Here is a 22,851-nt window from a genome sequence, read left to right as displayed (position 1 = left end):
TTACAATCCCTCCCGTCTTTGAAACGTAAATGCGGCGATCAGCAAAAAGAGTGCCGCCAATGCTGTATTTAAACCGAGTGCAGGCCATGCCGCTGATACATCATTTGCGTAAATGATGCTGTTAATCGCCTTATTGATCCATGATAAGGGCGACAGGACGGAAATTCCTCCGCCTTCATATTTGTAATAGGCGCCGCCGATAATGGACATCACCTGAACGATGATGACGGTGATTAATCTGGCGCTTTCGGGTTTTCTGGTCAAATAGCTCAGGCTGAGCCCGAAGCTGACGGCCAAAAGAATTTCAGAAACGAGAATCAGAAGCACAAGTCCCAGGTGGCTGCCCCAATTCGCTTTTAAGATAAATTTGCTGAAGGCGACAACGGCAAGAATCGTCAGAACATTCACAGCCAAAATGCCAAGCATCTTTCCGAGAAAGATATCGCTTTTCCGGAGCGGGGCGGCGATCAGGCGATCCGCGGTGTGCCGTATTCTTTCCCCGCGGAATAAGGTGCTTGCAAAAATCGAGGCGTACAGCCCGATCATCGTCGTCATGGATATCGCGTAAAAATCTTTCGCTTTCGGTTCTTTCGCTTTGTGTAAAGACGTCTGCTTCATATAATCGCTTTTGATTTGTCCGGCGGAAGGCGCCTTATGCGCCTTGTAAGCGGCGGCGCCTGCTTTGTATTGATTGGTAAAAGCGGTCAGCATGCCTTGGACGATCGTGCCGTTTATGCCGCTCCGGTCATTTGTATAGACTTGAAAACCGGTGTTTTTTACAGTGACGAAAGCATCCGCCTGATTTTCTCGAACCTCGTTTTTGCCTTTTGCCTCCGTGTCCGCTTTTTGAAAATAAACATGCTCTTTTTTGGCGGCTTTCATAAACTCAGTAAAATAATGAGAAAGAGGGCCGTTTGATTGGTCCGTATATACGACCTTGATGTTTCCGACCGTCACCTCTGAATCAAAGGCGTTTGATAATGCCGCAGTAAAAATCAGCATGAAGACGATCGGAAAAGCAAGCATGAAAATAAAAGTCCGTCTGTCGCGGAAACTGATTTTGATTTCTTTCCCGGCGATGTGCAGAATATTCATTTGCAATCCTCCTTTCAATAGGGTCAGTCGCGCAGGCTTCTGCCTGTCAGCGTGAGAAATACCGTTTCTAAGTCAGGTGCCTGTTCCTGCAAGGAGCGGATTTCAATGCCTTTGTCCATGAAGTACCGGATCAGGCGGTTTAAATTGTTGACCCCTGTGTCAGAGCTGATTTTCACGCTGTTTTCTTCCAGTGCGGCGGCTCTGACGCCGGGCAGCTCCTGAATATCGCCGAGGCTGATGCCGTTTCCGGATGACAGCTCAATCACGACGTCCTTCGTGTCGGTAATGATGGAAGTCAGCTGTTCTTTTGTGCCTTCTGCGATGACTTTTCCGTGGTCGATGATGGCGATGCGCGTGCATATTTCTTCCACTTCCTCCATGTAGTGGCTCGTGTAAATGATCGTGCAGCCCATTTCATTGAGCTTTTTCACTGATTGCAGAATATAATTTCTTGATTGCGGATCAATGCCGACCGTCGGTTCATCCATGATGATCAGTTTCGGCCGGTGGGCAAGGGCGCAGGCGATATTAAGCCGGCGTTTCATTCCCCCGGAAAAATGCTTCGGCAAATATTTGTGTTTATCGCTCAAGCCGACGAATGTCAGGGCTTCCTCGACCCGTTCTCTCAGAGCCGCCCCTCTCAGGCCGTACAGACCTGCGAAGAACTTCACATTTTCATAGGCGTTTAATTCCTCGTAAATCGCGAGGTCCTGAGGGACGATGCCGATATTCATTTTCGTTGCTTTGCTATATTTGAAAATATCTTTTCCGAGAAACAGAATGTCTCCGCCTGAAGGTTTTAAAAGACCTGAGATCATATTGATCGTCGTGCTTTTTCCGGCTCCGTTTGCGCCGAGAAACCCGAAAATCTCACCTTCTTTTACGGCAAGCGACATCTGGTCAACGGCGGCATAATCACCGAATTTCTTACTCAGCTGTTTGAGCTCCAAAATGTTCATGTTTCCACCTCTATGTCTTATGATGCTCTTATTATAAAAAAAAGAATGAACGGCCGTTAGTGCAGCTGTTCATTCCTTTGACATGAGAATCTTCATATTTTTCACATGAAAATATTCACTTATTCAACCGGAAGCAATGTCGTGACGGAAAAACCGGCCGTGCCGTCAAAAATAACGGTTCCGTGCAAGACGGCCGCCCGTTCTTCCATACCGAGCATGCCGAGGCCTTTTTTAAAGCGGACGGCGCCGTTTCCGTTATCTTTGACTTCCGCTTTCACGGCTTTGTTCAGCACATGGATATCAATGAAAATCTGCGTGGCATCGGCGTATTTCATTGCATTGGTCAAGGCTTCGGTTACGTTTTCCTGTATGACTCTCCAATGCATTTGCGTCAGCCTGTCCAAATCGCCTTGATGCGTAAACGGAACCGGCATGCCGTTTTTGGCCGAAAATTCATCAATAAACGTTCTTAATCTGTGAATGCCCATTTGTTCAGCGGGCGGTTTCATATTTTTCAGCGTTATGCGGATATCCTCTATGCCTTCTTTGGAAATGGTAATGGCGTTTTGGAGCAGTTCAGCCGCTTTGTCCGGATGGGAGCCGAGCATCCGCTTCGCCGCTTCCATCTGAATGAGCGCGCCGGTCATGGAATGGCCGATTTTGTCATGGATGGCTTGGGACAATCTGTTTCTTTCTTCGAGTTTGCCGGTATACTCCGATTGTTTGATATATTCTGTGCTGCTGTGCAGCTGTTTCGTCAGTTTTTCAATGCTTGAGCGCATGCTGTCTGACTGCTCTTCATATTTTTTCAGCCGGTCGCTGGACCGGGCGGCCAAAACGAAAATCGCCAGACAGAACAAGGTCATGACGATATAAGTCGGAAGGTCGCCGTACGGGATAAATAAAAACGGCAAAAACACGAGCAGGCAGAACACATAGCGGTGAACCGGATATTCGGCAAGAACGGCAAAAATGGCGGGCGGCAAAAGAAATAGAAACGCCGGATGGCCTAAGGCGGAAAGCCAAGCAGTCAATGCAAGCGTCATGAGGGTGATCCCGCGCCTCCAAGCGGGCGGCCTGATCATGCAGACCGCAATGCCCAAAGACAGATAAAGCAGCAGAAACAAGACGGCGTACGGCGTGTAAGGGCGGTCTGCCGATACGAACAAAAAAGCCGTATAAAAAATGGCGATCAGTCTGCTCATCAGCATCCAAAAATCCATACCGTTCAACGCCCGTTATCCACCTTCCCGGTGATATAAAAAATGGCGATCTGCGTTCTGTGCTCAAGCCCTGTTTTCCCTAAAATAGATGAAATATAATTGGCTGTCGTCCCTTCAGAAATGAAAAGCTGTTTTGAAATTTCCCTGTTCGACAGTCCTTTCGCAATAAGCGACATGATGCTGAGCTCTCTTTCAGTAAACTGGCTTTCATCAATCTGATGCGCGGCTTCGGCCGGCCGGAAAAGGCTGTCTTTTATTTTATCCAGCACGGTGTCCTGAAGAATGCTGTGCCCGTTGAAGACGCTTTTGATCGCATCGCGTATCCGTTCCGGTTCGGTATTTTTTAATAAATATCCTTTCGCGCCGTTTTTAATCGCTTCTAAAATATACTCATCGTCGTCAAATGTCGTCAGGATCATCGGCTTCGTATCCGTTTCCTCCGCGATCCGTTTTGCGGCTTCGACGCCGTTCATCACCGGCATGCGGACGTCCAACAAGGCGATATCGACGGGATTGTGTTTACAATACTCTGCCGCCTCGAATCCGTTTTCCAACGTTGCCGATACAGTAAATTCCTCATATGTATGCAAAATGATTTTCATTCCTTCTCTGATGAAAGAATTATCATCCGCGATAATGACATTAATCTTCATGGCCGCACCCTTTGTGTGTTTTTTGTTTCATTATATACCATCCGATTTTAAATCAAAAAGCCTCCCGGCGAAAGGTGCGCGGAAGGCGGATCGGTTAAGCGGGTTTTTTCAATTGGATGAAAAACAGCATCAGAAAAGAAATGATCACAATACAGATCACCCACACCCAGGCGAGTGTTTCATTGCCGGAGTCCATCGCGACGTAAATCGCTGTCGGCAGCGTTTGGGTGACGCCGGGAATATTTCCCGCAAACATTAAAGTCGCCCCGAATTCACCTAGCGCCCTTGCAATACTGAGAATGCTTCCGGTCAAGAGGGAGGGAAAGGCAAGCGGGACGGAAATACGGGTGAACACCTGCCATCTGCCGGCTCCGTCTACTTTCGCCGCTCCCTCGATGTCGGCATCAACCGCGGCGAAGCCGGTTTTAGCGGACTGATACATAAGCGGGAAGGCGACAATAGCCGAAGCGATCACCGCGGCCGACCACGTGAAAATGACGGGCTGGTGAAAAATCCGCTCAATCGCCCGGCCGATAAAGCTGTGTTTCCCGAAAATAATAATGAGAATGAAGCCGACAACGGTAGGAGGAAGAACGAGCGGGAGCATAAACAGGGTCTCCACAGCCGTTTTTCCGGGAAATCGCGCTTTCGCCATCCAGGCGCCGGCAAGCGTCCCGAGAATGATGACGGCGATGCCCGATGCCAAAGCCACCTCAAACGACAGTACGACGGGAGTGAAAAACTCCGAAGCCGTAATGTTACTTGGCAGTAAATCCATATTTCTTAAACACTTTCATCGCTTCATCAGACTGCAGATACTGATAAAACGCTTCTGCTTCTTTACGGTGCTTTGTATCCTTGACGATGCCGAGCGGATAAACGATCGGATCGTGCGTTTTCGCCGGCGCTTCATCGGTGATTTTCACCTTTTTCGAAATCAGCGCGTCTGTTTTATAGACAAGCCCGGCATCGACATTTCCGGTTTCAACATAAGAAAGCACCTGGCGAACGTCTTTTGCATAGACGACTTTATCTTTTACCTTGTCCCACAGGGATAATGCCGTCAATGACTGTTTGGCGTATTGTCCGGCCGGAACGGATTCAGGCGTGCCGAGCGCAATTTTTTCCGCGCTGTCTTTTTTCAGGTCATTCAGATGTGTCAGGTGTGCGCTGTTTTTCTCAGGTACGATCATGACGAGATCATTTTTCAAAAGATCCGTGCTGTCTTTTTTGTCGATATCTCCGTCATGAACGAGCTTTTCGAATTTATCTTCGGCTGCCGAGAAGAATAAATCAGCTCCCGCGCCTTGTGAAATTTGTTTTTGCAATGTGCCTGATGATCCGAAGTTGTCTTGAATGGTTACGTTTGAATGTGATTTTTCGTAGTTGGTCTGGATTTCTTCAAGTGCATCCTGAGCGCTGGCTGCCGCAGAAACGGTCAGCGTGACTTTTTCGTTTTGTCCGCCTTTGGACGATTGTCCGGATGAGCAGCCCGCAGTTGCCAGGAAAACGGCCATAGCCGCAGTTGTGAGTAGTGTCGCTTTCTTTTTCAACATTGTGCACCCCTTATAGCTAAATATCATTAGATCAAACTAATTATAACGCAATTGTACGTGATGGTGCGGTTTTTTTTCAATATCTGAACAGTTATAATAAAAACGGAGCGTGATAATATGACAGAAGCCACTTCCTATACAATAGAAGAAGTTGCGGGCCTTTTGAAGGTCTCCAAACTGACAGTATATGATTTGATAAAAAAAGGACTCATTCCGGCGTACAGGGTCGGAAGACAGATGAGGGTCGATGAAGAGGACTTAAAACAATATAAAGCAAACATGAGAATGTCAAAAAGGCCATCCGTATCAGAAGCACCTGACCCGTCCCGCGGGCGGGAGCCGGAAAAAAGGCAGTCCGTTATCATCAGCGGGCAGGATGTGTCGATGGACCTTCTCAGCAAACAGCTGGAACAAACAATACAGGCGGCTCCGCTCCGCAAGTACAGCGGCAGTTTGAACAGCCTGATCGAGATGTACCGCGGAGCTTGTGACATCGTCAGTCTGCATTTGTACGATGGGGAGACGGGGCAGTATAACATCCCGTATGTGAAGCGCATCCTTTCAGGGGAGCCGTTTGCGCTTTTTCATGTCGTGCTTCGTCAGGCCGGATTATATGTGAAAAAGGGCAATCCGCTGAACATTCAGGGCTTTCAGGATTTGAGCCGAAAGGATGTCCGCATCGTCAATCGCGAAAAAGGATCAGGCGCGAGGGTCCTGCTGGATGAACAGCTCAGATCATTCGGCATCACGCCGTCTGATGTCGCCGGCTATCATGACATTGTCACGGATCATCTGTCAGCGGCTTCACAAGTATCAAGCGGAAAGGCGGATATCGGAGTCGGGTCGCAGCATGCGGCGCATATGGCGGGCACGGATTTTATCCCGGTGATCAGTGAGCAGTACGATGTGGTCGTCTTAAAACAAAACCGGGAGCTTGTTCAAAGCGTGCAGGACATTCTTAATTCTGAGGAATTCAAGTCTCAGCTTTCTCAATTATCCGGATATGATACGAAAATGACCGGACGGCTCATATATGAAACATGAAAAATCCCTCCATATAACGGAGGGATTTTTTTATTGCTTATAAAACCGCAGCAGGTCGCCGTTTAATATTTTATCGGAAAGCATCAGCTCTTGTTCCGCTTTTTCTTTCTCATCGCTGCACGCGCTCATGTCAGAAAGCGGTTCACCCGTTTTACGGCTGTAACACGTATTTTTCGTATAAATATGATCATCCGTGATAAAGCTGCCGTTTCTCAGCACCGCAAACGGCGTCCGCTCTCCGGAAAACAGATCATTGCCGAACTGAATGCTGCCTTTCGTTTCAATGCCGAGCAGGTGAAGCAGCGTCGGTCTTACATCAACCTGTCCCGCGGCCGAAGCAATCGTTTCCGGCGCACGGTCGGTCACCCCGGGAATATGAATGATAAACGGCACGCGCTGAAGCTGAACCGTATCAAACGGAGTGATTTCCTCTTTCCCTAAGAATTCGGCAAGTCCTTGATTATGGGCTTCGGATATACCGTAATGATCTCCCATCAGGACGATCATCGCGTTGTCATACAGTCCTTCTTTTTTCAGCTTCTTGAAAAAGTGTTTCAGGGCCTCATCTTCATAGCGGACCGTCGTCACATAGCGGTTTAATAACTCGCTGCTTGTGTCCGGTTCCTCAATGAGCTGATCCTGTTTATCAATTTCAAAAGGAAAATGGTTGGTCAAAGTCAGCAGGCTCGCGTAAAACGGCTGCGGAAGCTTCTTTAATTTTTCCGCTGACTGTTCGAGAAATTCCTTATCCTTCAGGCCCCAGCCTGTTGAATTTTCCTGTGTCACCTTAAATTCATCCGCGTCGAAAAAACGGTCGATTCCGAATGCCCCGTACATCTCATCCCGGTTCCAAAAGGCCTTATGATTGGCATGCAGAACGGCTGAATAGTATTGATGATCTTTTAACATATGGTAAATCGTATTGAACCGGTGGCCGCTTTTTGTGAAAAAAACGGCGCCGCTTGAGGACGGATACAGCGAATTCGCAGTAATGAATTCTGAATCTGAGGTTTTTCCCTGTTCAGTCTGCTGATAAAAATGAGTGAAGTCATAACTTTTTTTCCGCAGTTTATTTAAAAACGGGGTAATCTCCCGCCCGTTGACCCGCTCATCCATTACAAAACGCTGGGTTGATTCGAGCGTAACAAAAATCACATTGCGCCCCTTTGCGAGCCCGAACTTTGATTCGGACGGCCTGCTGTAGTCGGCTTGAGTGTAATTTGCGACCGCCGCAAGGCTGTCTTCGTCGGCAAACGCTTTAGCCCCTGCATTCAGCGTCTGCGAAATGGTGTCATACAAATGAAAGTGGAACAGGCCGATTCCTTTTACGAGCGCTTCACGATCAAAAGGGTGCTTGAACAGCTTCGGCTGCTCAGCCTCAGACAGCGCAAGGTTGCACAGCATGAGGCCGGCTGATGCCCACGCATACGCTTTAACGGTACGGGCGCCCGCTTTACCTTTACCAGCTTTATGCCTTTTACCAAGATAAAACAAAACCGCAATATCCAAAAATAAAGCGATATAAAGCGGGTGAAACAGCTCTTGGACGCTGCTTCCCATATCGCCCATATTGCTCGCCTGAAACAAAACCGGTATGGTGATAAAATCAATATAAAACCCGTAAAACACCGTATTCGCGATTAAAATCCCCGTCAGCATCACATTCGCCGAAAGCAGAAAGATCCGCTGTTTTTTTTCCGTCAGCAGCAGGGCGATGCCGAACAGCGGCACAATGAAGCTCAGCGGATTAATGAGAAGCAGACATTCCTCAAGAACCGAATTGTTCTGCAGATCAAAACCGAGCTTATAAACGGCATAGGTTTTCATCCACATGAACAGGATGGACAGGCATAAAAACCGATGATTGCTGAAAAAGGTTTTCTTCATATGTATGACTCCTCACCCTAAAAGCGAAAGATGCTTTTTGTTTAAGAGATGCGGCCGTGAACCAGTTCGTATAAATAATAGCAGGATACAATCGTTAAGCCGGCCAGCACAAGCTGTTCCGAAAAGCTCCCCGTTCTCATATAAAGGGGAAGACGGAAGCGGATGGCGGACGGAAACAGCAGTTTAATGCCGTTGACGGTCCATGCGTCAAGCACAAGATGACTCGCCATTCCGATCATCAGTCCTGCGGAAATGCTCGGATTCGGAATATAAGTTGCCGTAATGAAAAACATAATAAGCATAAACAGCAGGCTGTGTGTAAACGTTCTGTGGCCGAACACCGTGCTTACGATTTTGGACAGAACGGGCAGCGTTCTGCCGATTTTGCTTTTCGTATGGCAAATGTCGGGAATCAGCGCCCCGAGGGCACCCGCTGAGGTCATAAGGACCGGATCATACCCGTAATAATACGCAATTGCGGAACAAGAAGCGATGCCTCCCATGATGTGTGTTTTTCCTGTCATTTTTCGCTTCTCCTTTTTATTTTTGCCAAAATCCCCTGAATTACAAATATATCAAGAGAATGCATGTTTGATCAACAAACTTTACCTGTTCCGCCAAAAGGAAGGAGACAAGGATTCCGCATATTCTGCCGCGGAAAAAGACACATTATAGGTGTACCATATTTGATAAAGAGGTGATACAGATGGCTTTCTTTAACAAAGAAAAAGGAAAAAACAGTGATAAAAACAAAAACGTCATTCAAGGCGCGCTTGAAGACGCCGGTGCAGCTCTGAAAGACGATCCGCTTCAAGAAGCTGTTCAAAAGAAAAAAAACAACCGCTGACCATATATAAGACGGGTAGGGCGAACGCTCTATCCGTTTTCCATCTAATTTTTCCCTTTGACAGATCTTTTTATCTCTGATAACCTCTGAGTAGAATTGAATGATAAAAATCCTCACTCTTTCTCGGTGAGGTAGAGGTTGCGCTTGATGATGAGTCGCACATGCCAGGCTGATAGGGGCCGCAAAACATGTGTTAAAGGCATCAGCGCCGAAGTGTAAAGAAAGCCGATCCTTCTTTATGCTGGGACTGTATCTGAATAAGTGCAGGACTGCCGCGTGCTTTTTCGCGGAGGGCTATCCGGAGATCAAGGGTGTGTGTGTTTCTTTAAGCATGGACTTTTGTTCAGGCTTTTTTTGCGTGTAAATATGGTCTCGGGGTCTGGTCCGTACGAATGAACAACCAGGAGGTACAGGAATGGAACAGACGAAAAAATGGGGTTTTTGGTTATTAACGGCGTTTGTCGTAGGAAATATGGTAGGCTCGGGCATCTTTTCGCTTCCGAGTACGCTCGCAAAAATCGCGAGCCCGTTCGGCGCTACATCGGCATGGCTTTTAACGGGAGCCGGTGTGTTAATGATCGCGCTGGTCTTCGGCCACTTATCCATCCGCAAGCCTGAGCTCACGGCGGGGCCGCAAAGCTATGCGCGTGCGCTGTTCAGCGATCGGAAAAAAGGGAATGCAGCGGGCTTCACGATGGTGTGGGGCTACTGGGTGGCGAGCTGGATCAGCAACGTGGCGATCATCACGAGCCTTGCCGGATATTTAACATCATTTTTCCCGATTTTAACGGATAAGCGTGAAATGTTTTCGATCGGCGGTCAGGCGGTTACGCTCGGCCAGCTGCTGACGTTTGCCGTATGTACGGTTTTATTATGGGGCACTCACACGATTCTCGTCACCAGCATTAACGGTGCGAGTAAATTAAATTTCGTCACGACGTTTTCAAAAGTATTAGGATTTATCTTCTTTATCATTGCAGGTTTATTTGTGTTTCAAACGTCGTTTTTCGATCATTTTTATTTTCCGGTTCAAACAGGTCCTCACACAGTTGAGGGAATCGGCGGACAGATCCACAATGCGGCGATTTCAACATTATGGGCGTTCGTCGGAATTGAATCGGCAGTCATTTTATCCGGGCGCGCCCGTTCGCAGCGCGACGTGAAACGCGCCACCATTACCGGATTATTGATCGCGCTCAGCATCTATATCATCGTGACATTGATTACGATGGGCGTGCTTCCGCATGGTAAGCTTGTCGGCTCGGAAAAACCGTTTGTTGACGTATTGTACGCGATCGTCGGCAATGCGGGAAGCGTCATCATGGCGATTCTGGCGATTTTGTGTCTGTTCGGAACGATGCTCGGCTGGATTCTTCTCGGTTCTGAAGTTCCGTATCAAGCGGCGAAATCAGGAGACTTTCCCGCTGCTTTTGCAAAAACGAATAAACAGGGAAGCCCGGTTGTGTCGTTAATCGTAACGAACGTGATGTCACAGATCTTTATCTTTTCGGTTATTTCCCGGACGATCAGTGACGCGTTTACGTTTTTAACAACGGCGGCGACGCTCGCTTATCTGATTCCGTATCTCGTATCAGCGTTTTACAGCCTGAAGCTCATTTTTACGGGTGAAACGTATGACGAGATAAAGGGTTCAAGAGTAAGAGACGGTATCATCGCCATCCTTGCCTGCATTTATTCTTTTTACGTCATTATTACCGGAACGGCCGATTTAACGACCTTTATTCTCGGTATCGGGCTGTTTTTCGTCGGTTTGCTGTTATATCCTTTCGTCTCAAAGAAATTTGCAAACAACAGACAATCGGTATGACAAAAAGACATCTCACGTCTGTGAGATGTCTTTTTTGTTTGCGGCAGCGGGTTACTTTTTGACGGCGTGTATATAATGAATGGTCTCGAATGCGGTTAAATGGTCAGTGCGTCCGCTGAAAAAACGGTCATTGACGTCCGCCGGAGATAAATGTTCATAAATAAGCAGACCTGATGATTCTAATATTTTTTCGATTTCTTTATAACTGAAACACGATAACATCGATTCTCCGCTTGCTGCAGCCATTTTCACCATGTTTTCCACTCTGTTTGACAGTCCTCTTTCTTCAAAGAGCGACTCATCTGCATAATCAAACACGATAGAGCTTCCTGGCGGGACTTCGGCAAATAATTGTGTGAGCAGGCGGGCGAGATGCTCTTTCGTAAGGTAGTATGACACACCGAGCAGGCTGAAAAAGGTTTTTTGGCGTGAAAAACCTTCCTGATACAGACGGCTGAAAGAAAGCGAAGCGGCGAAGTCCATCGGTACAAAATGAAGATGATGGGAAATGTCGAGATTCAGATGTTTCAATCTGTTTATTTTGTCTTCCTGTGAAGCGGGATGATCGATTTCAAATATGTCTAAGGCGTTTGTCACCTCAGGATGTCTGAAACAGAAAGTATCCAGCCCCGCGCCAAGGATAACATACTGTTTGGCCCCGAGCTTTACTTCATTCAAAAGCACTTCTTCACAATATGCGGCACGGGCTAACGGTGCAGGAGACAGCTGTACTTGAGTCACCCATTTTAAGATGTCATCAGGTTGGCCTTGAAGCCTCTGTGCCATGTCTTTGCTGAAAAATGATATACCTTGAATGAGATGATCGCGGATGTCCGAATGCTCTTTTTCAGAAATCAGATCTTGTGCCAAAAAATCATCAAATATCACCGGGGTATCGTATTTACTATGGTACGCCCTTCCGAAAGCAGACAGCAGGGAAGTCATACTCGCCTTGTTTTCTTTCATATAAAGATCCTCCGTTATTTACATCAATCTCCGGCCGGGAGAATCTTATTATACATGTTAATCCAAAAATGTAAATTATAGCATAAATAAATTTTTTTGTCAAGTTTTAAGCGTAATAAAAAGCCGCTGTGACAGCGGCTTCGGGGTTACTTCGTTAAGCTTTTTGTGATGTAGTCGAGCTGGCCTTCAAGTGAGATCGGGTCTGAGAAATAGAAGCCGATCGGATCAATGCGGTAGACATGGTTTTGTTTGACGGCATCGAGGTTCTTCCAGATTGAGCTGTCAAGCACGCCTTTGTCGTCACCGCCGGCCTGCCATGGCCCCATAAAGATGTAGTCTCCCGCGAAGTCAGGCAGTTTCTCGAGTGAAATGCTGGCGTAGCCCGGCCCTTGATTAATGGCTTTTTCCTGCGTCAGTTTTGTGGCCTTCAGCCCGAGTTTGTCATAAATAATGCTTCCGCCGCGGCCGAAGTCTTTACCGAATACATAGATGTCTTTTCCGTTTGTCTGCATGATGGAGATGGTTTTTGAGCCGACCGCTTTTTGAACCTTTGTTTTAGCGGCAGCGGTTTTTTTATCCCATTCAGCCAGCCATTTGTCTGCTTTATCTTCAGTGCCTGTCATTTTCGCAAACTCTTTGAATTGATCAATGTTGCTGAGCTTGTCATATTTAATGGCGATGGTCGGCGCGATTTTTTCCAGTTTTTCAATATCGGCGCCTTGTGTCGTCCAGACAACGATTAAATCCGGCTTTAAGTCAATGATTTTTTCAACGGACGTGCCGTCGCCGATGTTTGTGACACCTTTTGTTTTCCCTTTGTAATAAGGGTTTTTAAATACGTTTTGCGGCGCGCCGACAACATTGATGCCGAGCTGTTTGAAGTCGCCGTAGTAGCCGTCAGCCATGACGACGACCCGTTTCGGGTGCTTCGGAATTTTAATATTGCCGTTTTCGGCTTTATACGTGATGGTTTCTTCTTTTTCAGAAGAACCTTTCGTGTCTGAAGAATTGCCGCATGCGGCCAAAGCGGCGATGAGCAGCATGGCAATCAGCGCTGCGCCGATTTTCTTGTATGTATGGAACATCTGACATTCCTTCTTTCATAAAAATTAGTGATAAAGAGAATCATTATCAGTGTGATTATATCACTGCTTTCATAGAGAAGCACGCTCTTTTTTAAGAAAAACTTTCTTTTTTTATATGAAATTAGGTCTATTAAAAGAGAAGATAAAAGTGCTATACTGAAACAAGTCATTGATAATCATTATCATTACCATTCTTGTTTTGAGAAAGGAAGAACGAGTGTTGGGTCTATTGAAAAAGAAACAGACAATGACGGCTCAAGGGGCATCAGGGAGTGAAATCCAGTGGACGGCGCGTTCATTCAGAGCGGCTGTGCTGCTGTGTGCCGGTATTGCGGTTTTATTGATCGGCGCGGCTCTGTCTGTTTCCATCGGAGCTGCCGATATTCATCTGCGGACGGTGTGGGATGCTCTCTTTCACTTTCAGCCGCAAAATACATCTCATCAAATCATACGCGATCTGAGGCTGCCGAGAACCGCCGCCGCCGCGCTCGTCGGGGCTTTTTTAGCTGTGTCCGGAGCGATTATGCAGGGGCTGACGCGGAACCCGCTTGCTGAGCCTTCCATTATGGGCGTGACGTCGGGGTCAGGATTTGCGATCGCATTGGCATTTGCTTTTTTTCCGGGTCTGTCTGCGGCGGGACTTGTTTTGTGGTCCTTTGCGGGAGCGGGAATCGGAGCGCTTATTGTGTTTGGCATCGGCCTGTTTTCAAAAGGCGGGCTGACACCGGTGAAGCTCGCGCTGGCCGGTACGGCAGTCGGCTATTTCTTAACGGGGCTTTCAAGCGCGATTGCGATCCGTTTTGATGTCGCCCAGGATGTGAAGTTCTGGTATGCCGGAGGAGTGGCTTCCGTGAAATGGGAAGGCGTGCAGCTGCTGTTGGCGGCCGGTGTTATCGGACTATTGCTGGCATTTCTGATTGCGCGCTCAGTGACGGTGCTGAGCTTGGGTGAGGAACTGGCCAAAGGGCTCGGGCAGTACACATCGCTTGTGAAAGTAATCGGAATGTTTGTCGTTGTCCTCTTGACGGGGGCTTCAGTCTCAGTCGCCGGAGCCATTTCTTTTATCGGCTTGGTGATTCCGCATATCACCCGATTTTTAGTCGGGGTAGATTACAGGTGGATCATTCCCTGTTCGGCGGTATTCGGCGCCGTTCTGTTAGTCTTCAGTGATATTGCCGCAAGACTCGTCAATGCGCCGTTTGAAACACCGGTCGGCGCTTTAACCGCCCTTATCGGCGTTCCCTTTTTCTTTTATTTGGCGCGCAGGGAAAGGAGAGGGCTGTAATGAATGTAAAATCGAAAAAACCGCTGGCGGTCATGGCCGTTACGTTTGTGCTCATATGCATCGTCTTTTTTATCAGTTTAAACATGGGCGTGATCCGGATTGCGCCACTTGATACGATGCGTGTCTTTTTCGGACAGGGGGATGCCCGGGATCAGCTCGTTTTATTTGAATTCAGACTGCCGCGCATGGTGCTGTCATTGCTTGTCGGCGCAGGAATCGCGGTTTCAGGCGCGATTTTTCAAAGCGTGTCTCAAAATGACTTGGCGGAGCCGGGCATTCTTGGGATTAACGCCGGGGCGTCTTTGGCGGTCGTTCTGTTTATCTTCTTTTTCCAAGGGTCAGCTGTTGATCTAAGCATGGCCAGTACATGGCTGCTTCCGGTGAGCGCTTTGGCGGGAGCTTTTCTGGCTGCGCTGCTCATCTATGTGCTGGCTTGGAAAAAAGGCGTTTCACCTGTCCGGCTCGTTTTGGTCGGAATCGGCGTCAATGCGGGGTTTAATGCGCTTCTCTTGATTTTTCAGCTGAAAATGGACCCGCGGGATTTCATGCAGGCGCTTGTATGGATTTCCGGTTCGATTTGGAACGCCAATTGGAAAATGGTGCTGTCCATTTTGCCGTGGCTGCTGGTTCTTTTACCGTTCAGCCTCTATAAAGCCAGGTATTTAAATGTGCTCCAGCTCGGTGATCAGCTGGCGGCGGGGCTTGGCACCCGGGTTGAAAAGGAGCGGCGCGTTCTGCTGATGTCCGCCGTTGCCCTGACCGCGTCATGTGTTGCGGCAGCCGGCGGAATCGCTTTTCTCGGACTCATTGCGCCGCATTTGGCCAGAAGGCTTACCGGGCCGCGCCACCAGACGCTTATTCCGGTTTCAGCTTTGATCGGAGCATTTTTATTTCTGCTTGCCGATACGCTGGCGAGAAATGTGCTTGCACCGTCCGAAGTTCCCGTCGGCCTGGTGATTTCCGTGCTCGGAGCGCCATATTTTGTATATTTGCTGATGAAAACGAAATAGAGGAAGGAGACTGCCGCGATGAACTCATTATCGGCGGAACAGCTTACTGTCGGTTATGGCGACCGTTTGATAGCGAAAGAATTGGATATCGCCATCCCGAAAGGAAAAATTACAACGCTGATCGGTCCGAACGGCTGCGGAAAATCGACGGTTCTCAAAACGATGTCAAGAATCATGAAACCGAAATCCGGCGCCGTCTATTTAAACGGACAGGCGATCATGCAAAAATCCACGAAGGACATCGCCAAGGAAATGGCAATTCTTCCGCAGACGCCTGAAGCGCCGAGCGGGCTGACGGTGTACGAACTTGTTTCTTACGGCAGGTTTCCGCATCAGTCCGGAATGGGACGCTTGAGTGATAAAGACCGTGACATGATCAAATGGGCGCTTGAAGAGACGGGGATGGCCGAATTTTACGACCGGCCGATCGAAGCGCTTTCCGGGGGGCAGCGGCAGCGTGTGTGGATCGCCATGGCGCTCGCTCAAGAAACGGAGCTGCTGCTTCTTGATGAACCGACCACTTATTTAGATCTCGCCCATCAGCTTGAAATTTTGCAGCTGCTGGACAAATTAAACAAGGAGCAGGGCCGCACTATTTTAATGGTCATTCACGATCTGAACCATGCCGCCCGTTTTTCCCATTACATGATCGCCCTGAAAAAAGGGCGCGTCATCAAGGAAGGAACGGCGGAGGAAGTCATGACTCCCGGCATATTGGAAGACGTGTTTCAAATTGACGCACAGATTGTAAAAGATCCGCGCACGAACAAACCGGTCTGCTTAACCTACGATTTAATCCGGCATGAAAACGCAACGGTAAGATGAAAAAAAAACGCAGAGCCATTCCGGCCTGCGTTTTTTTATTGCGCCCGGGGCTGCTTTTGTCCGGAGACGCATTTATCCAAAACGAAAAAAACCCCCGCCACAATCAGCTCCTCCGTCGTTGACAGCCAAATCTTTTCAATCAGTTTATCCGTCGTATACGCAGTCATCCAGAGGAACAGCAGCTGAACGGTGCTGGCTAAAAGGAGAAAAGGCAGCCTGCCCGTCCCAAAAAAGGTAAAGCTATGTATCATCAGCCGTTCAAGCGGTTCAAAACATAAACCGAGAAGAATAAAAAGCACGGAAAAAAGCAGGACGTACGCCATTGATCCGTAGCTCGTCCCGGCTAATGAAAATACGGCCATCATCACGATGAAATACCCGAATAATACGGCAGCGGCTGCCAGGGCATATCGGAGCACCTGAAGAAAAAACATTTTCGTCCCGTTTTGATTGATCATCTGTTCAGCTCCTTTTCACACAGAGGAGACTTGCAGAGACGGAACTCTGCAAGCCGGTGTGTATCTTCTTCAGCATTTCTTTTTGACGACAGGGTGTTTCTCTTTCGAAAGAATATCCGTAAAGTCTTTGCCCAGATCCAGATGCTGCTGGACGAATTTCTCGGGAAGCATGGCAAGCCATTGGTTCAGGGACACATCGGCATAGTGGTCATCCTTGAAGATTTCCAGGAAGACGAGCGGCTCATCTCCCAAATTCTCCACATAGTGGCCCATTGCGAACGGAACGTAACCGACATCCCCGGCCTGATAGTTAAATGTTCTTGCATGGCCGTCCGATGCAAAAACCGTCATCCGCCCTTTACCGGAAATATAATACTGCCATTCATGCGTGTTCGGATGCCAGTGCAGCTCTCTCATTGCGCCCGGTTCGACCACGACAAGCGCTGAAGCGATCGTTTTGGACACTTTGAAGTTTGTGGAATCCGCGATATATACTTTGCCGCCATCCGTCTCAGCAGTCGGGCCTTCATCCAGCAGGCGGTAAGTGAACGGATATGGCACTTCACCGTTCGGGCCTTCCACAATGTCATCTTTCAGCTTCCCGGGAACCGGCTCTTCAAAGATATATTTTTCTTTCCCGGGCAGGCCGGCGAGGTCTTTTTCTGAAACCCCGAAGTTGTTGGCGATGACATCAAGCGGTGTGTGGGCAAGCCAGTCAGTCACTTGGAATGTGCTGTTTTCTGAGAAGGAACCGTCATCAAAAACCAAGAGGAATTCACAGCCTTCTTTCAGCGCCTGAATGGAGTGCGGCAGGCCTGACGGGAAGTACCACAGATCTCCTTCCTTCACGTCATCGATAAAACTGCGTCCCTGTTCATCAACAATCGTGACCCGCGCTTTGCCCGTCAGCATATATGCCCATTCCGCTTCTTTATGCCAGTGCAGCTCACGGATGGCGCCCGGTTTTAAACGCATGTTGACAGATGCCAGATTTTCAGAAATCGGCAGCTCGCGAACGGTCACCTCACGCGCGTATCCGCCCTTTTCCAGCCGGTTGTGCACATCTGAGAAAGAGAATTTCATATTATCCACTGTGCCGTGATCCGTTTCCGGCGGCGTCAGCATATCCGGATTTTGGCGGTCTCTTTCAAGGTTGCGCGGAATCGTGACGGTCGCCCCTTTGTCTCCTCTGATCGGCTGCGGGATATTGCAGTTGTTTTCTTTTGACATGTAAATCGTCTCCTCTCAAGCTTTGTTTTTTCAGAAAGAGAATGTGAAAGGCCTTTCGTTTTCCCTTCTGCTTTGTTAAGTGATGCGTTCCGATGAAAAGTCAACTTCGAGTGAAAATTAATTTTTCATTTTCTGATCTTTCAGTTCCGTCATCAGTTCGATCAGGGCGTCAAACTTCTTCTCAAACCGTGTGAGAAGATACATGGCAATCAGAGCCGGAAAGCCGAGATTGCCGATCTGTCTGACCGTTTCTTCTATAAAAACCTGATCCATTATCAGCCACCTCCTGACTTGACCTGCAGTCATGTATATAAGTGAAAGAAAGAGCGGCTCCTGTAAACCTGATATCCCGGTTGAGGGTCTTTTTTTTGTTCCGGCAAATCCGGGACATAAGGAGTGCGGAATCTTAGTCGGAAAGGAGTAGTTTACTTTTTTTTGCTTTCTTTCATTTAATTTAAATAGGGGGCGGTTTTATGGACTATCAAGTTCTTTTACGGTCAAAATGCAAGGAAATTATGAAACATCCGATCGTTAAACATTTTTTAAGTGACCCAAAGCATTACGAGAAATTTAAAAATGTGCTGGAACATTCAGACGAGAAGGATGCAAAATCACTGGACGACCATTTTAAACAGTTTTATAAGGAAATCCGGATCATCAAATATATGAACTCTATGATCCGGATTTTCTCCATCGATTTTGACAAGCGCATCCGTAAAAATCAGAAGCGCTATCCGCTGACGGTGGATCAGCCGGAGGGAGGTGAAGCGCTTCCCTATGAAATGGGAAAAGACGCGTATGAAGAGTTTCTGCGGAAGCAGGGGGATTTGAGCCAGCATGTCCAAAACCGTGATTTATACGAAGCGCTTCAGACGTTAACCGATAAGCAAAAAAGCGTGCTGACGAATATTTATCTTCACGGAGCGACGATGAAGGAGATTGCCGAGTCGCTGGGTGAATCACGGCAGAACATTTCTAATATTCATAAAAAGGGGCTCGACAATCTCAGAAAGCAGCTGGACAAGCAAAAAAAAGGGGGAAAATAAGCAGTGAACGGGCCATTTGACTTCAACAAAGAGAACACAGATACCGACGAAATGGAACTTTTGATTTCGCGTTTTTCGCCAATGATAAAAAAAAAACTGAGCAATACATCATACCAGGAAAGAGAAGATCTTGAACAAGAATTGAAGATTAAAATAGTTGAAAAAGCGGACATGCTGTTATGCCAGGAAGTGCCGGGTTTTTGGGAATTTATTCTTCATCTTATAAATGAAAGCTCCTGACAAAAGCGGCGGAATGATGGATATTCCGCTCTGACAACGTGAGAAAAACGAGAAGAGATGTCCGGTCTCGTTTTTCTTTTCTGTTTCCCCGCAAGACCTCCGCACTAAAAAAGTACCAAATCTTATCCATATAATGATATGATGAAAAAAACAAAGAGAAAGGAACGTCCAAGGTGGAAAATGCGTCAATTTTAATTGTAGACGATGAGAAGGCGATCGTTGATATGGTCAAACGCGTTCTCGTCAAAGAAGGCTATCACAACATTAAGACAGCCGGAAGCGCTGAGGAAGCGATTGAGTTTGTTAAACATGAATCCGCGGATCTGCTCGTGCTGGATGTGATGATGGAAGGCATGTCCGGTTTTGAAGCATGCACCGAAATCCGGAACTATACCGACGCTCCGATCTTTTTTCTGACTGCCCGTTCGTCTGATGCGGATAAGCTGTCAGGATTTGCATTGGGAGCTGACGATTATATAACAAAGCCGTTTAATCCGCTCGAATTGGCGGCGCGGATCAGAGCGACGTTAAAGAGAACCTATAAGCGCGAAGAGAAAACGGCGGTAAAAACGTATTCATACAGCCATTTTTCCTATTCGCCGCAAAACGCCGAGCTGATCGTCGGGGGCGAGCCCGTCAGCTGCTCCGCACAGCTTCTGCAATTGCTTCAATATTTCTGTGAACATCCTGATGTGGTGCTCTCTAAAGATCAGATCTATGAAAAAGTGTGGGGATATCCGTCTTACGGCGACAACAACACCGTCATGGTTCACATCCGCAAGCTCAGAGAAAAGATTGAAAAAGACCCCAGCAATCCGTCCTATATTGTAACGGTGCGCGGCCTCGGCTATCGGTTTATTCCCGATCAAGGAGAAAAAGGAACCCGCTCATGAGAATGCGCGGAAAATTTCTGCTCCACTTTTTCGGACAGCTTCTGCTTGTCATCCTGCTGATGTCCGTTTTGGCCGTCGCTTCTTTCTTCTATTTGGATTGGCGTTTCAGCGAAGCGGAAGCCAATGCGGGACTGACCAAAGCGACGGCAGACTCGTTTGAAGCGTGGCTTGATAAAAACGAAGACGGCACATGGGATGTCGATGAATTTTTAAAGATGTCGGTCAGAAAGCAGAAGGGCTGGCTGCAGATCATTAATGACAAAGAAAAAACGGACTACGCGTACAGAGTGCCGAAAGACGTGCCGAGCCATTACAGCAGAAAAGACCTCTTATCCATTTACCAGTACCGGAATTTTGACAACTACAAGCTGAATTACTGGACGGTCACGATAAATGATGAGACCTATTTGATTCTGTTCGGCTGGAAATCCGCCAGTGAGCAGCTTCTCACTTACATCGAATCACAGGAGCCATCCCTCGCTTCCCTTTCTCAATATAAAAAAAGCACGGTTGATTATATTAAACGGGAAAAAGGGGCGGTCTACCTTCTCGAAGACAGCGGCAGACTGCTCGGGGATATCAACAGCACGAAAAAAGAACGGAACACCGTCAATGAGCTTGAATTGCTGAAATACAGTTCCAAGCCGTGGAATTACAAACGGGAAATTTCTTTTAAAAGACTCGATAAAACGAAATGGATGGTCGCGTCGGTGCCGAACCCCGTGTACATCCCCGATCACGAGTTTAACAAATCATTTTTGAGAAATGTGATGAAAACCCTCTTCCTCTTGATCGGAATCTTAGTATTTATGATCTGCATCCTGACCATCTGGTACTCTTTCCGTTTCGGCTGGCCGCTGTTTCATACCATCAAATGGCTTGTCAATTTATCAAAGGGCCGGCTTGAAGAGCCGAAGAACCGCAAAGGACAGCCGGTCAGCAAAAACAAAAAAGGCAAAACAAAACAGCCGTTCCGCTTTTTCGCCGAGATTTTCGAATCGATGGATCAGCTGACCGACACGCTGAAGCGGGATAAGAAAAACAGAGAAAAAATCCAGGCGACAAGGGAAGAATGGATCGCCGGGCTGAGCCATGACTTAAAAACCCCGCTGAGCACGATTTACGGCTACAGCATGATGCTTGAATCGAAGCAATACGACTGGACACCGGAAGAAGTCAAAGAAATGGGGCAGATCGTCCGGGAAAAATCAGAATATATGTCGAAGCTGATTGAGGATTTAAACTTAACATACCGCCTCAAAAACGCGGCCCTCCCGATCGAACGGCGGCTGATCAACGTCGTGCCGTTTATCAGAAACGTCACGAACGATTTCACGAAAAACACGTTCTCGGAAGGCTATGACATCGCCTTTGAAACCAAAAAGGAAGACATTCTTTTCGCCATTGATGAAGCGTGGTTCCGCCGTATTCTGGAGAATCTGCTGGCAAACGCGGTTAAGCATAATAAGAAAGGGACCGCCATTCGGGTCGTGCTTGAGGAATCAGCTGAACAGCTCATTCTGAAGGTGAAAGATAACGGAAGAGGAATGGACGATGAAACGATTCACCAGCTGTTTAACCGTTATTACCGGGGAACGAATACGAAGGGGCCGTCAGAAGGAACTGGACTCGGGCTCGCCATTGCCAAAGAGCTGGTTCACCTTCATAACGGAACCATCCATGTCAACAGCAGAATCAGCGCCGGAACGGTGATTACGATTCTTTTTAAAAAAGATTGAGTTTGGACGCCGCTTTGTCGGGAATAACAATAGAAGACTGACAAGCAAAAGAGGTGTTCACATATGGAAGCAGCATTACGAGCAGATACGAGAGCAGTTATCGGAGAAGGCCCTTTATGGGACAAGGATAAGGAATGCCTGTACTGGGTGGATATACTGGGCAGCCAGCTCCATATCTTCACTCCGGCTGACGGAATCAACCGTTCCGTTAAATTCAAGTCATTTGTCACGGCTCTGGCCTTGTATTCAAAGGAAGAGCTGGTGATGACGATGAAAGACGGGTTTTACCTGTACAATCTGCGGGAAGATACATTGACGAAGATGAAGCAGCCGAAAGACATGCGGGAAGATATCCGTTTCAATGACGCAAAATGCGACCCGTCCGGCAGATTATGGGCGGGAACGACGAGCATGGAAGGCAAAGAAGAGGAGGCTTCGCTGTACCGTCTGAATACGGACGGCAGCCTTGCCAAAATAAAAGACCAGGTCTCCACCTCGAACGGTTTGGATTGGGATCGGAACCGAAACCTGATGTACTATATTGATACTCCGACGCAGGAAATCGTTTGTTATGCATATGATCCTGAAACCGGAGCCGTATCAGATCCGAAAACGGTCTACCGCTTTCCGGAGTCGCAAGGATCTCCCGACGGAATGACCATTGACCGTGACGGAATGCTGTGGGTGGCTCTGTTCGGAGGCGGCCGCGCCGTCCGGATTGATCCGTTTTTGCATAAGGAAATTGCATCTATCGAAGTTCCGGCGAAATACGTCACCTGCTGCGCGTTCGGAGGCAGCAATTTGAACACGTTATACATTACGACCGCGACGGAAAAATTGACGGAAGCCGAAAGACTTGAGCAGCCGCATGCGGGCGGCCTGTTTTCAGCAGAGCTTGAGACGGGCGGCTGGGAGCCGGTTCCGTTTGCAGGCATGATGTAAAAAAAGCCCTGGCATATGGGGAAGTTCCCATTGTGCCGGG

General features: G+C 47.9%; 24 protein-coding genes and 1 riboswitch. Of the genes, 11 read left to right on the top strand and 13 right to left on the bottom strand.

Annotation, left to right across the window (positions count from 1 at the left end):
* The 6 genes from GNE05_RS17045 to modA form a co-directional block, all read right to left on the bottom strand.
* Positions 1-1,095, bottom strand: a complete 1,095-nt coding sequence (locus GNE05_RS17045; protein ID WP_160183019.1) for an ABC transporter permease — start codon at positions 1,093-1,095, stop codon at positions 1-3.
* Positions 1,096-1,118: 23 nt separating this feature from the next.
* Positions 1,119-2,054 carry an ABC transporter ATP-binding protein gene (locus tag GNE05_RS17040; RefSeq protein WP_014418872.1) on the bottom strand — a complete coding sequence of 312 codons (936 nt, stop codon included), beginning with the start codon at positions 2,052-2,054 and terminating at the stop codon, positions 1,119-1,121.
* 119 nt (positions 2,055-2,173) lie between these two features.
* Entirely contained in the window at positions 2,174-3,277 is a 1,104-nt protein-coding gene (locus GNE05_RS17035) for a sensor histidine kinase (protein ID WP_191389817.1), read from the bottom strand.
* Between the two features lie 5 nt (positions 3,278-3,282).
* Positions 3,283-3,930 carry a response regulator transcription factor gene (locus GNE05_RS17030; protein ID WP_160183017.1) on the bottom strand — a complete coding sequence of 216 codons (648 nt, stop codon included), beginning with the start codon at positions 3,928-3,930 and terminating at the stop codon, positions 3,283-3,285.
* A gap of 94 nt (positions 3,931-4,024) precedes the next feature.
* Positions 4,025-4,708 carry a molybdate ABC transporter permease subunit gene (modB, locus tag GNE05_RS17025; RefSeq protein WP_014305804.1) on the bottom strand — a complete coding sequence of 228 codons (684 nt, stop codon included), beginning with the start codon at positions 4,706-4,708 and terminating at the stop codon, positions 4,025-4,027.
* On the bottom strand, positions 4,689-5,486 hold the full coding sequence (gene modA / locus GNE05_RS17020; protein WP_040238895.1) for a molybdate ABC transporter substrate-binding protein: 798 nt from the start codon (positions 5,484-5,486) through the stop codon (positions 4,689-4,691). The genes modB and modA overlap by 20 nt, the downstream gene beginning before the upstream one ends.
* A 117-nt stretch (positions 5,487-5,603) precedes the next feature.
* Between modA and GNE05_RS17015 the strand changes: the two genes are divergently transcribed.
* Entirely contained in the window at positions 5,604-6,530 is a 927-nt protein-coding gene (locus GNE05_RS17015) for a substrate-binding domain-containing protein (RefSeq protein ID WP_127070424.1), read from the top strand.
* Positions 6,531-6,560: 30 nt separating this feature from the next.
* On the opposite strand, the gene GNE05_RS17010 is transcribed toward GNE05_RS17015, so the two are convergent.
* Complete coding sequence (locus GNE05_RS17010; RefSeq protein ID WP_127070425.1) at positions 6,561-8,417, bottom strand: LTA synthase family protein; 1,857 nt, start codon at positions 8,415-8,417, stop codon at positions 6,561-6,563.
* Positions 8,418-8,458: 41 nt separating this feature from the next.
* Positions 8,459-8,941 (bottom strand): metal-dependent hydrolase, encoded by a 483-nt coding sequence (locus GNE05_RS17005; RefSeq protein WP_003151759.1) that lies wholly within the window; start codon positions 8,939-8,941, stop codon positions 8,459-8,461.
* Between the two features lie 182 nt (positions 8,942-9,123).
* On the opposite strand from GNE05_RS17005, the gene sspJ reads away from it, so the two are divergent.
* Both sspJ and GNE05_RS16995 read left to right on the top strand, forming a co-directional pair.
* A complete protein-coding gene (sspJ, locus tag GNE05_RS17000) occupies positions 9,124-9,264 on the top strand; it encodes a small acid-soluble spore protein SspJ (protein WP_007410034.1) in 141 nt (46 codons plus the stop codon).
* 124 nt (positions 9,265-9,388) lie between these two features.
* A riboswitch (Lysine riboswitch) is annotated at positions 9,389-9,569 on the top strand.
* Between the two features lie 110 nt (positions 9,570-9,679).
* Positions 9,680-11,092, top strand: a complete 1,413-nt coding sequence (locus tag GNE05_RS16995; protein WP_014418866.1) for an amino acid permease — start codon at positions 9,680-9,682, stop codon at positions 11,090-11,092.
* 51 nt (positions 11,093-11,143) lie between these two features.
* On the opposite strand, the gene GNE05_RS16990 is transcribed toward GNE05_RS16995, so the two are convergent.
* Entirely contained in the window at positions 11,144-12,058 is a 915-nt protein-coding gene (locus tag GNE05_RS16990; RefSeq protein WP_160183016.1) for a class I SAM-dependent methyltransferase, read from the bottom strand.
* A gap of 146 nt (positions 12,059-12,204) precedes the next feature.
* Positions 12,205-13,143 carry an iron-hydroxamate ABC transporter substrate-binding protein gene (locus GNE05_RS16985; protein ID WP_012118425.1) on the bottom strand — a complete coding sequence of 313 codons (939 nt, stop codon included), beginning with the start codon at positions 13,141-13,143 and terminating at the stop codon, positions 12,205-12,207.
* Positions 13,144-13,390: 247 nt separating this feature from the next.
* On the opposite strand from GNE05_RS16985, the gene GNE05_RS16980 reads away from it, so the two are divergent.
* Genes GNE05_RS16980 through GNE05_RS16970 form a run of 3 tightly spaced genes read left to right on the top strand, consistent with a single transcriptional unit; the run spans position 13,391 to position 16,263 of the window.
* Positions 13,391-14,428 carry a FecCD family ABC transporter permease gene (locus tag GNE05_RS16980; protein ID WP_172401312.1) on the top strand — a complete coding sequence of 346 codons (1,038 nt, stop codon included), beginning with the start codon at positions 13,391-13,393 and terminating at the stop codon, positions 14,426-14,428.
* The gene (locus GNE05_RS16975) at positions 14,428-15,438 is read left to right on the top strand and encodes a FecCD family ABC transporter permease (protein WP_025853867.1); all 1,011 of its coding nucleotides are present in this window, start codon (positions 14,428-14,430) and stop codon (positions 15,436-15,438) included. The genes GNE05_RS16980 and GNE05_RS16975 overlap by 1 nt, the downstream gene beginning before the upstream one ends.
* An 18-nt stretch (positions 15,439-15,456) precedes the next feature.
* A complete protein-coding gene (locus tag GNE05_RS16970) occupies positions 15,457-16,263 on the top strand; it encodes an ABC transporter ATP-binding protein (protein ID WP_003151771.1) in 807 nt (268 codons plus the stop codon).
* 35 nt (positions 16,264-16,298) lie between these two features.
* Here GNE05_RS16970 and GNE05_RS16965 read toward each other — a convergent pair whose 3' ends face one another.
* The 3 genes from GNE05_RS16965 to GNE05_RS16955 all read right to left on the bottom strand — a co-directional run bounded on the left by GNE05_RS16965 (position 16,299) and on the right by GNE05_RS16955 (position 18,224).
* Positions 16,299-16,721 carry a regulatory YrvL family protein gene (locus GNE05_RS16965; protein WP_015418194.1) on the bottom strand — a complete coding sequence of 141 codons (423 nt, stop codon included), beginning with the start codon at positions 16,719-16,721 and terminating at the stop codon, positions 16,299-16,301.
* A 69-nt stretch (positions 16,722-16,790) separates the two neighbouring features.
* The gene (locus GNE05_RS16960; protein WP_007410043.1) at positions 16,791-17,951 is read right to left on the bottom strand and encodes an oxalate decarboxylase family bicupin; all 1,161 of its coding nucleotides are present in this window, start codon (positions 17,949-17,951) and stop codon (positions 16,791-16,793) included.
* A 117-nt stretch (positions 17,952-18,068) separates the two neighbouring features.
* Positions 18,069-18,224: a YvrJ family protein gene (locus tag GNE05_RS16955; protein ID WP_014418860.1), complete on the bottom strand. Its 156-nt coding sequence runs from the start codon at positions 18,222-18,224 to the stop codon at positions 18,069-18,071.
* Between the two features lie 242 nt (positions 18,225-18,466).
* Here GNE05_RS16955 and GNE05_RS16950 point away from each other — a divergent pair, with 242 nt between their 5' ends.
* From GNE05_RS16950 to GNE05_RS16930, 5 genes are all read left to right on the top strand, one after another.
* The gene (locus GNE05_RS16950; RefSeq protein ID WP_099722002.1) at positions 18,467-18,997 is read left to right on the top strand and encodes a sigma-70 family RNA polymerase sigma factor; all 531 of its coding nucleotides are present in this window, start codon (positions 18,467-18,469) and stop codon (positions 18,995-18,997) included.
* 3 nt (positions 18,998-19,000) lie between these two features.
* A complete protein-coding gene (gene rsoA / locus GNE05_RS16945; protein WP_003151778.1) occupies positions 19,001-19,237 on the top strand; it encodes a sigma-O factor regulator RsoA in 237 nt (78 codons plus the stop codon).
* A 173-nt stretch (positions 19,238-19,410) separates the two neighbouring features.
* Complete coding sequence (locus tag GNE05_RS16940; protein ID WP_070082352.1) at positions 19,411-20,130, top strand: response regulator transcription factor; 720 nt, start codon at positions 19,411-19,413, stop codon at positions 20,128-20,130.
* A complete protein-coding gene (locus GNE05_RS16935; protein ID WP_070082351.1) occupies positions 20,127-21,869 on the top strand; it encodes a HAMP domain-containing sensor histidine kinase in 1,743 nt (580 codons plus the stop codon). The genes GNE05_RS16940 and GNE05_RS16935 overlap by 4 nt, the downstream gene beginning before the upstream one ends.
* 63 nt (positions 21,870-21,932) lie before the next feature.
* Positions 21,933-22,811 carry an SMP-30/gluconolactonase/LRE family protein gene (locus GNE05_RS16930; RefSeq protein WP_160183015.1) on the top strand — a complete coding sequence of 293 codons (879 nt, stop codon included), beginning with the start codon at positions 21,933-21,935 and terminating at the stop codon, positions 22,809-22,811.
* Positions 22,812-22,851 lie beyond the last annotated feature (40 nt).

The organism is Bacillus sp. AM1(2019), assembly GCF_009906915.1.
In the GTDB taxonomy this organism is placed as follows: domain Bacteria; phylum Bacillota; class Bacilli; order Bacillales; family Bacillaceae; genus Bacillus; species Bacillus velezensis.
The sequence above is the reverse complement of the archived record's forward strand: the minus strand, read 5'-3'. Positions and strand labels throughout refer to the sequence as shown.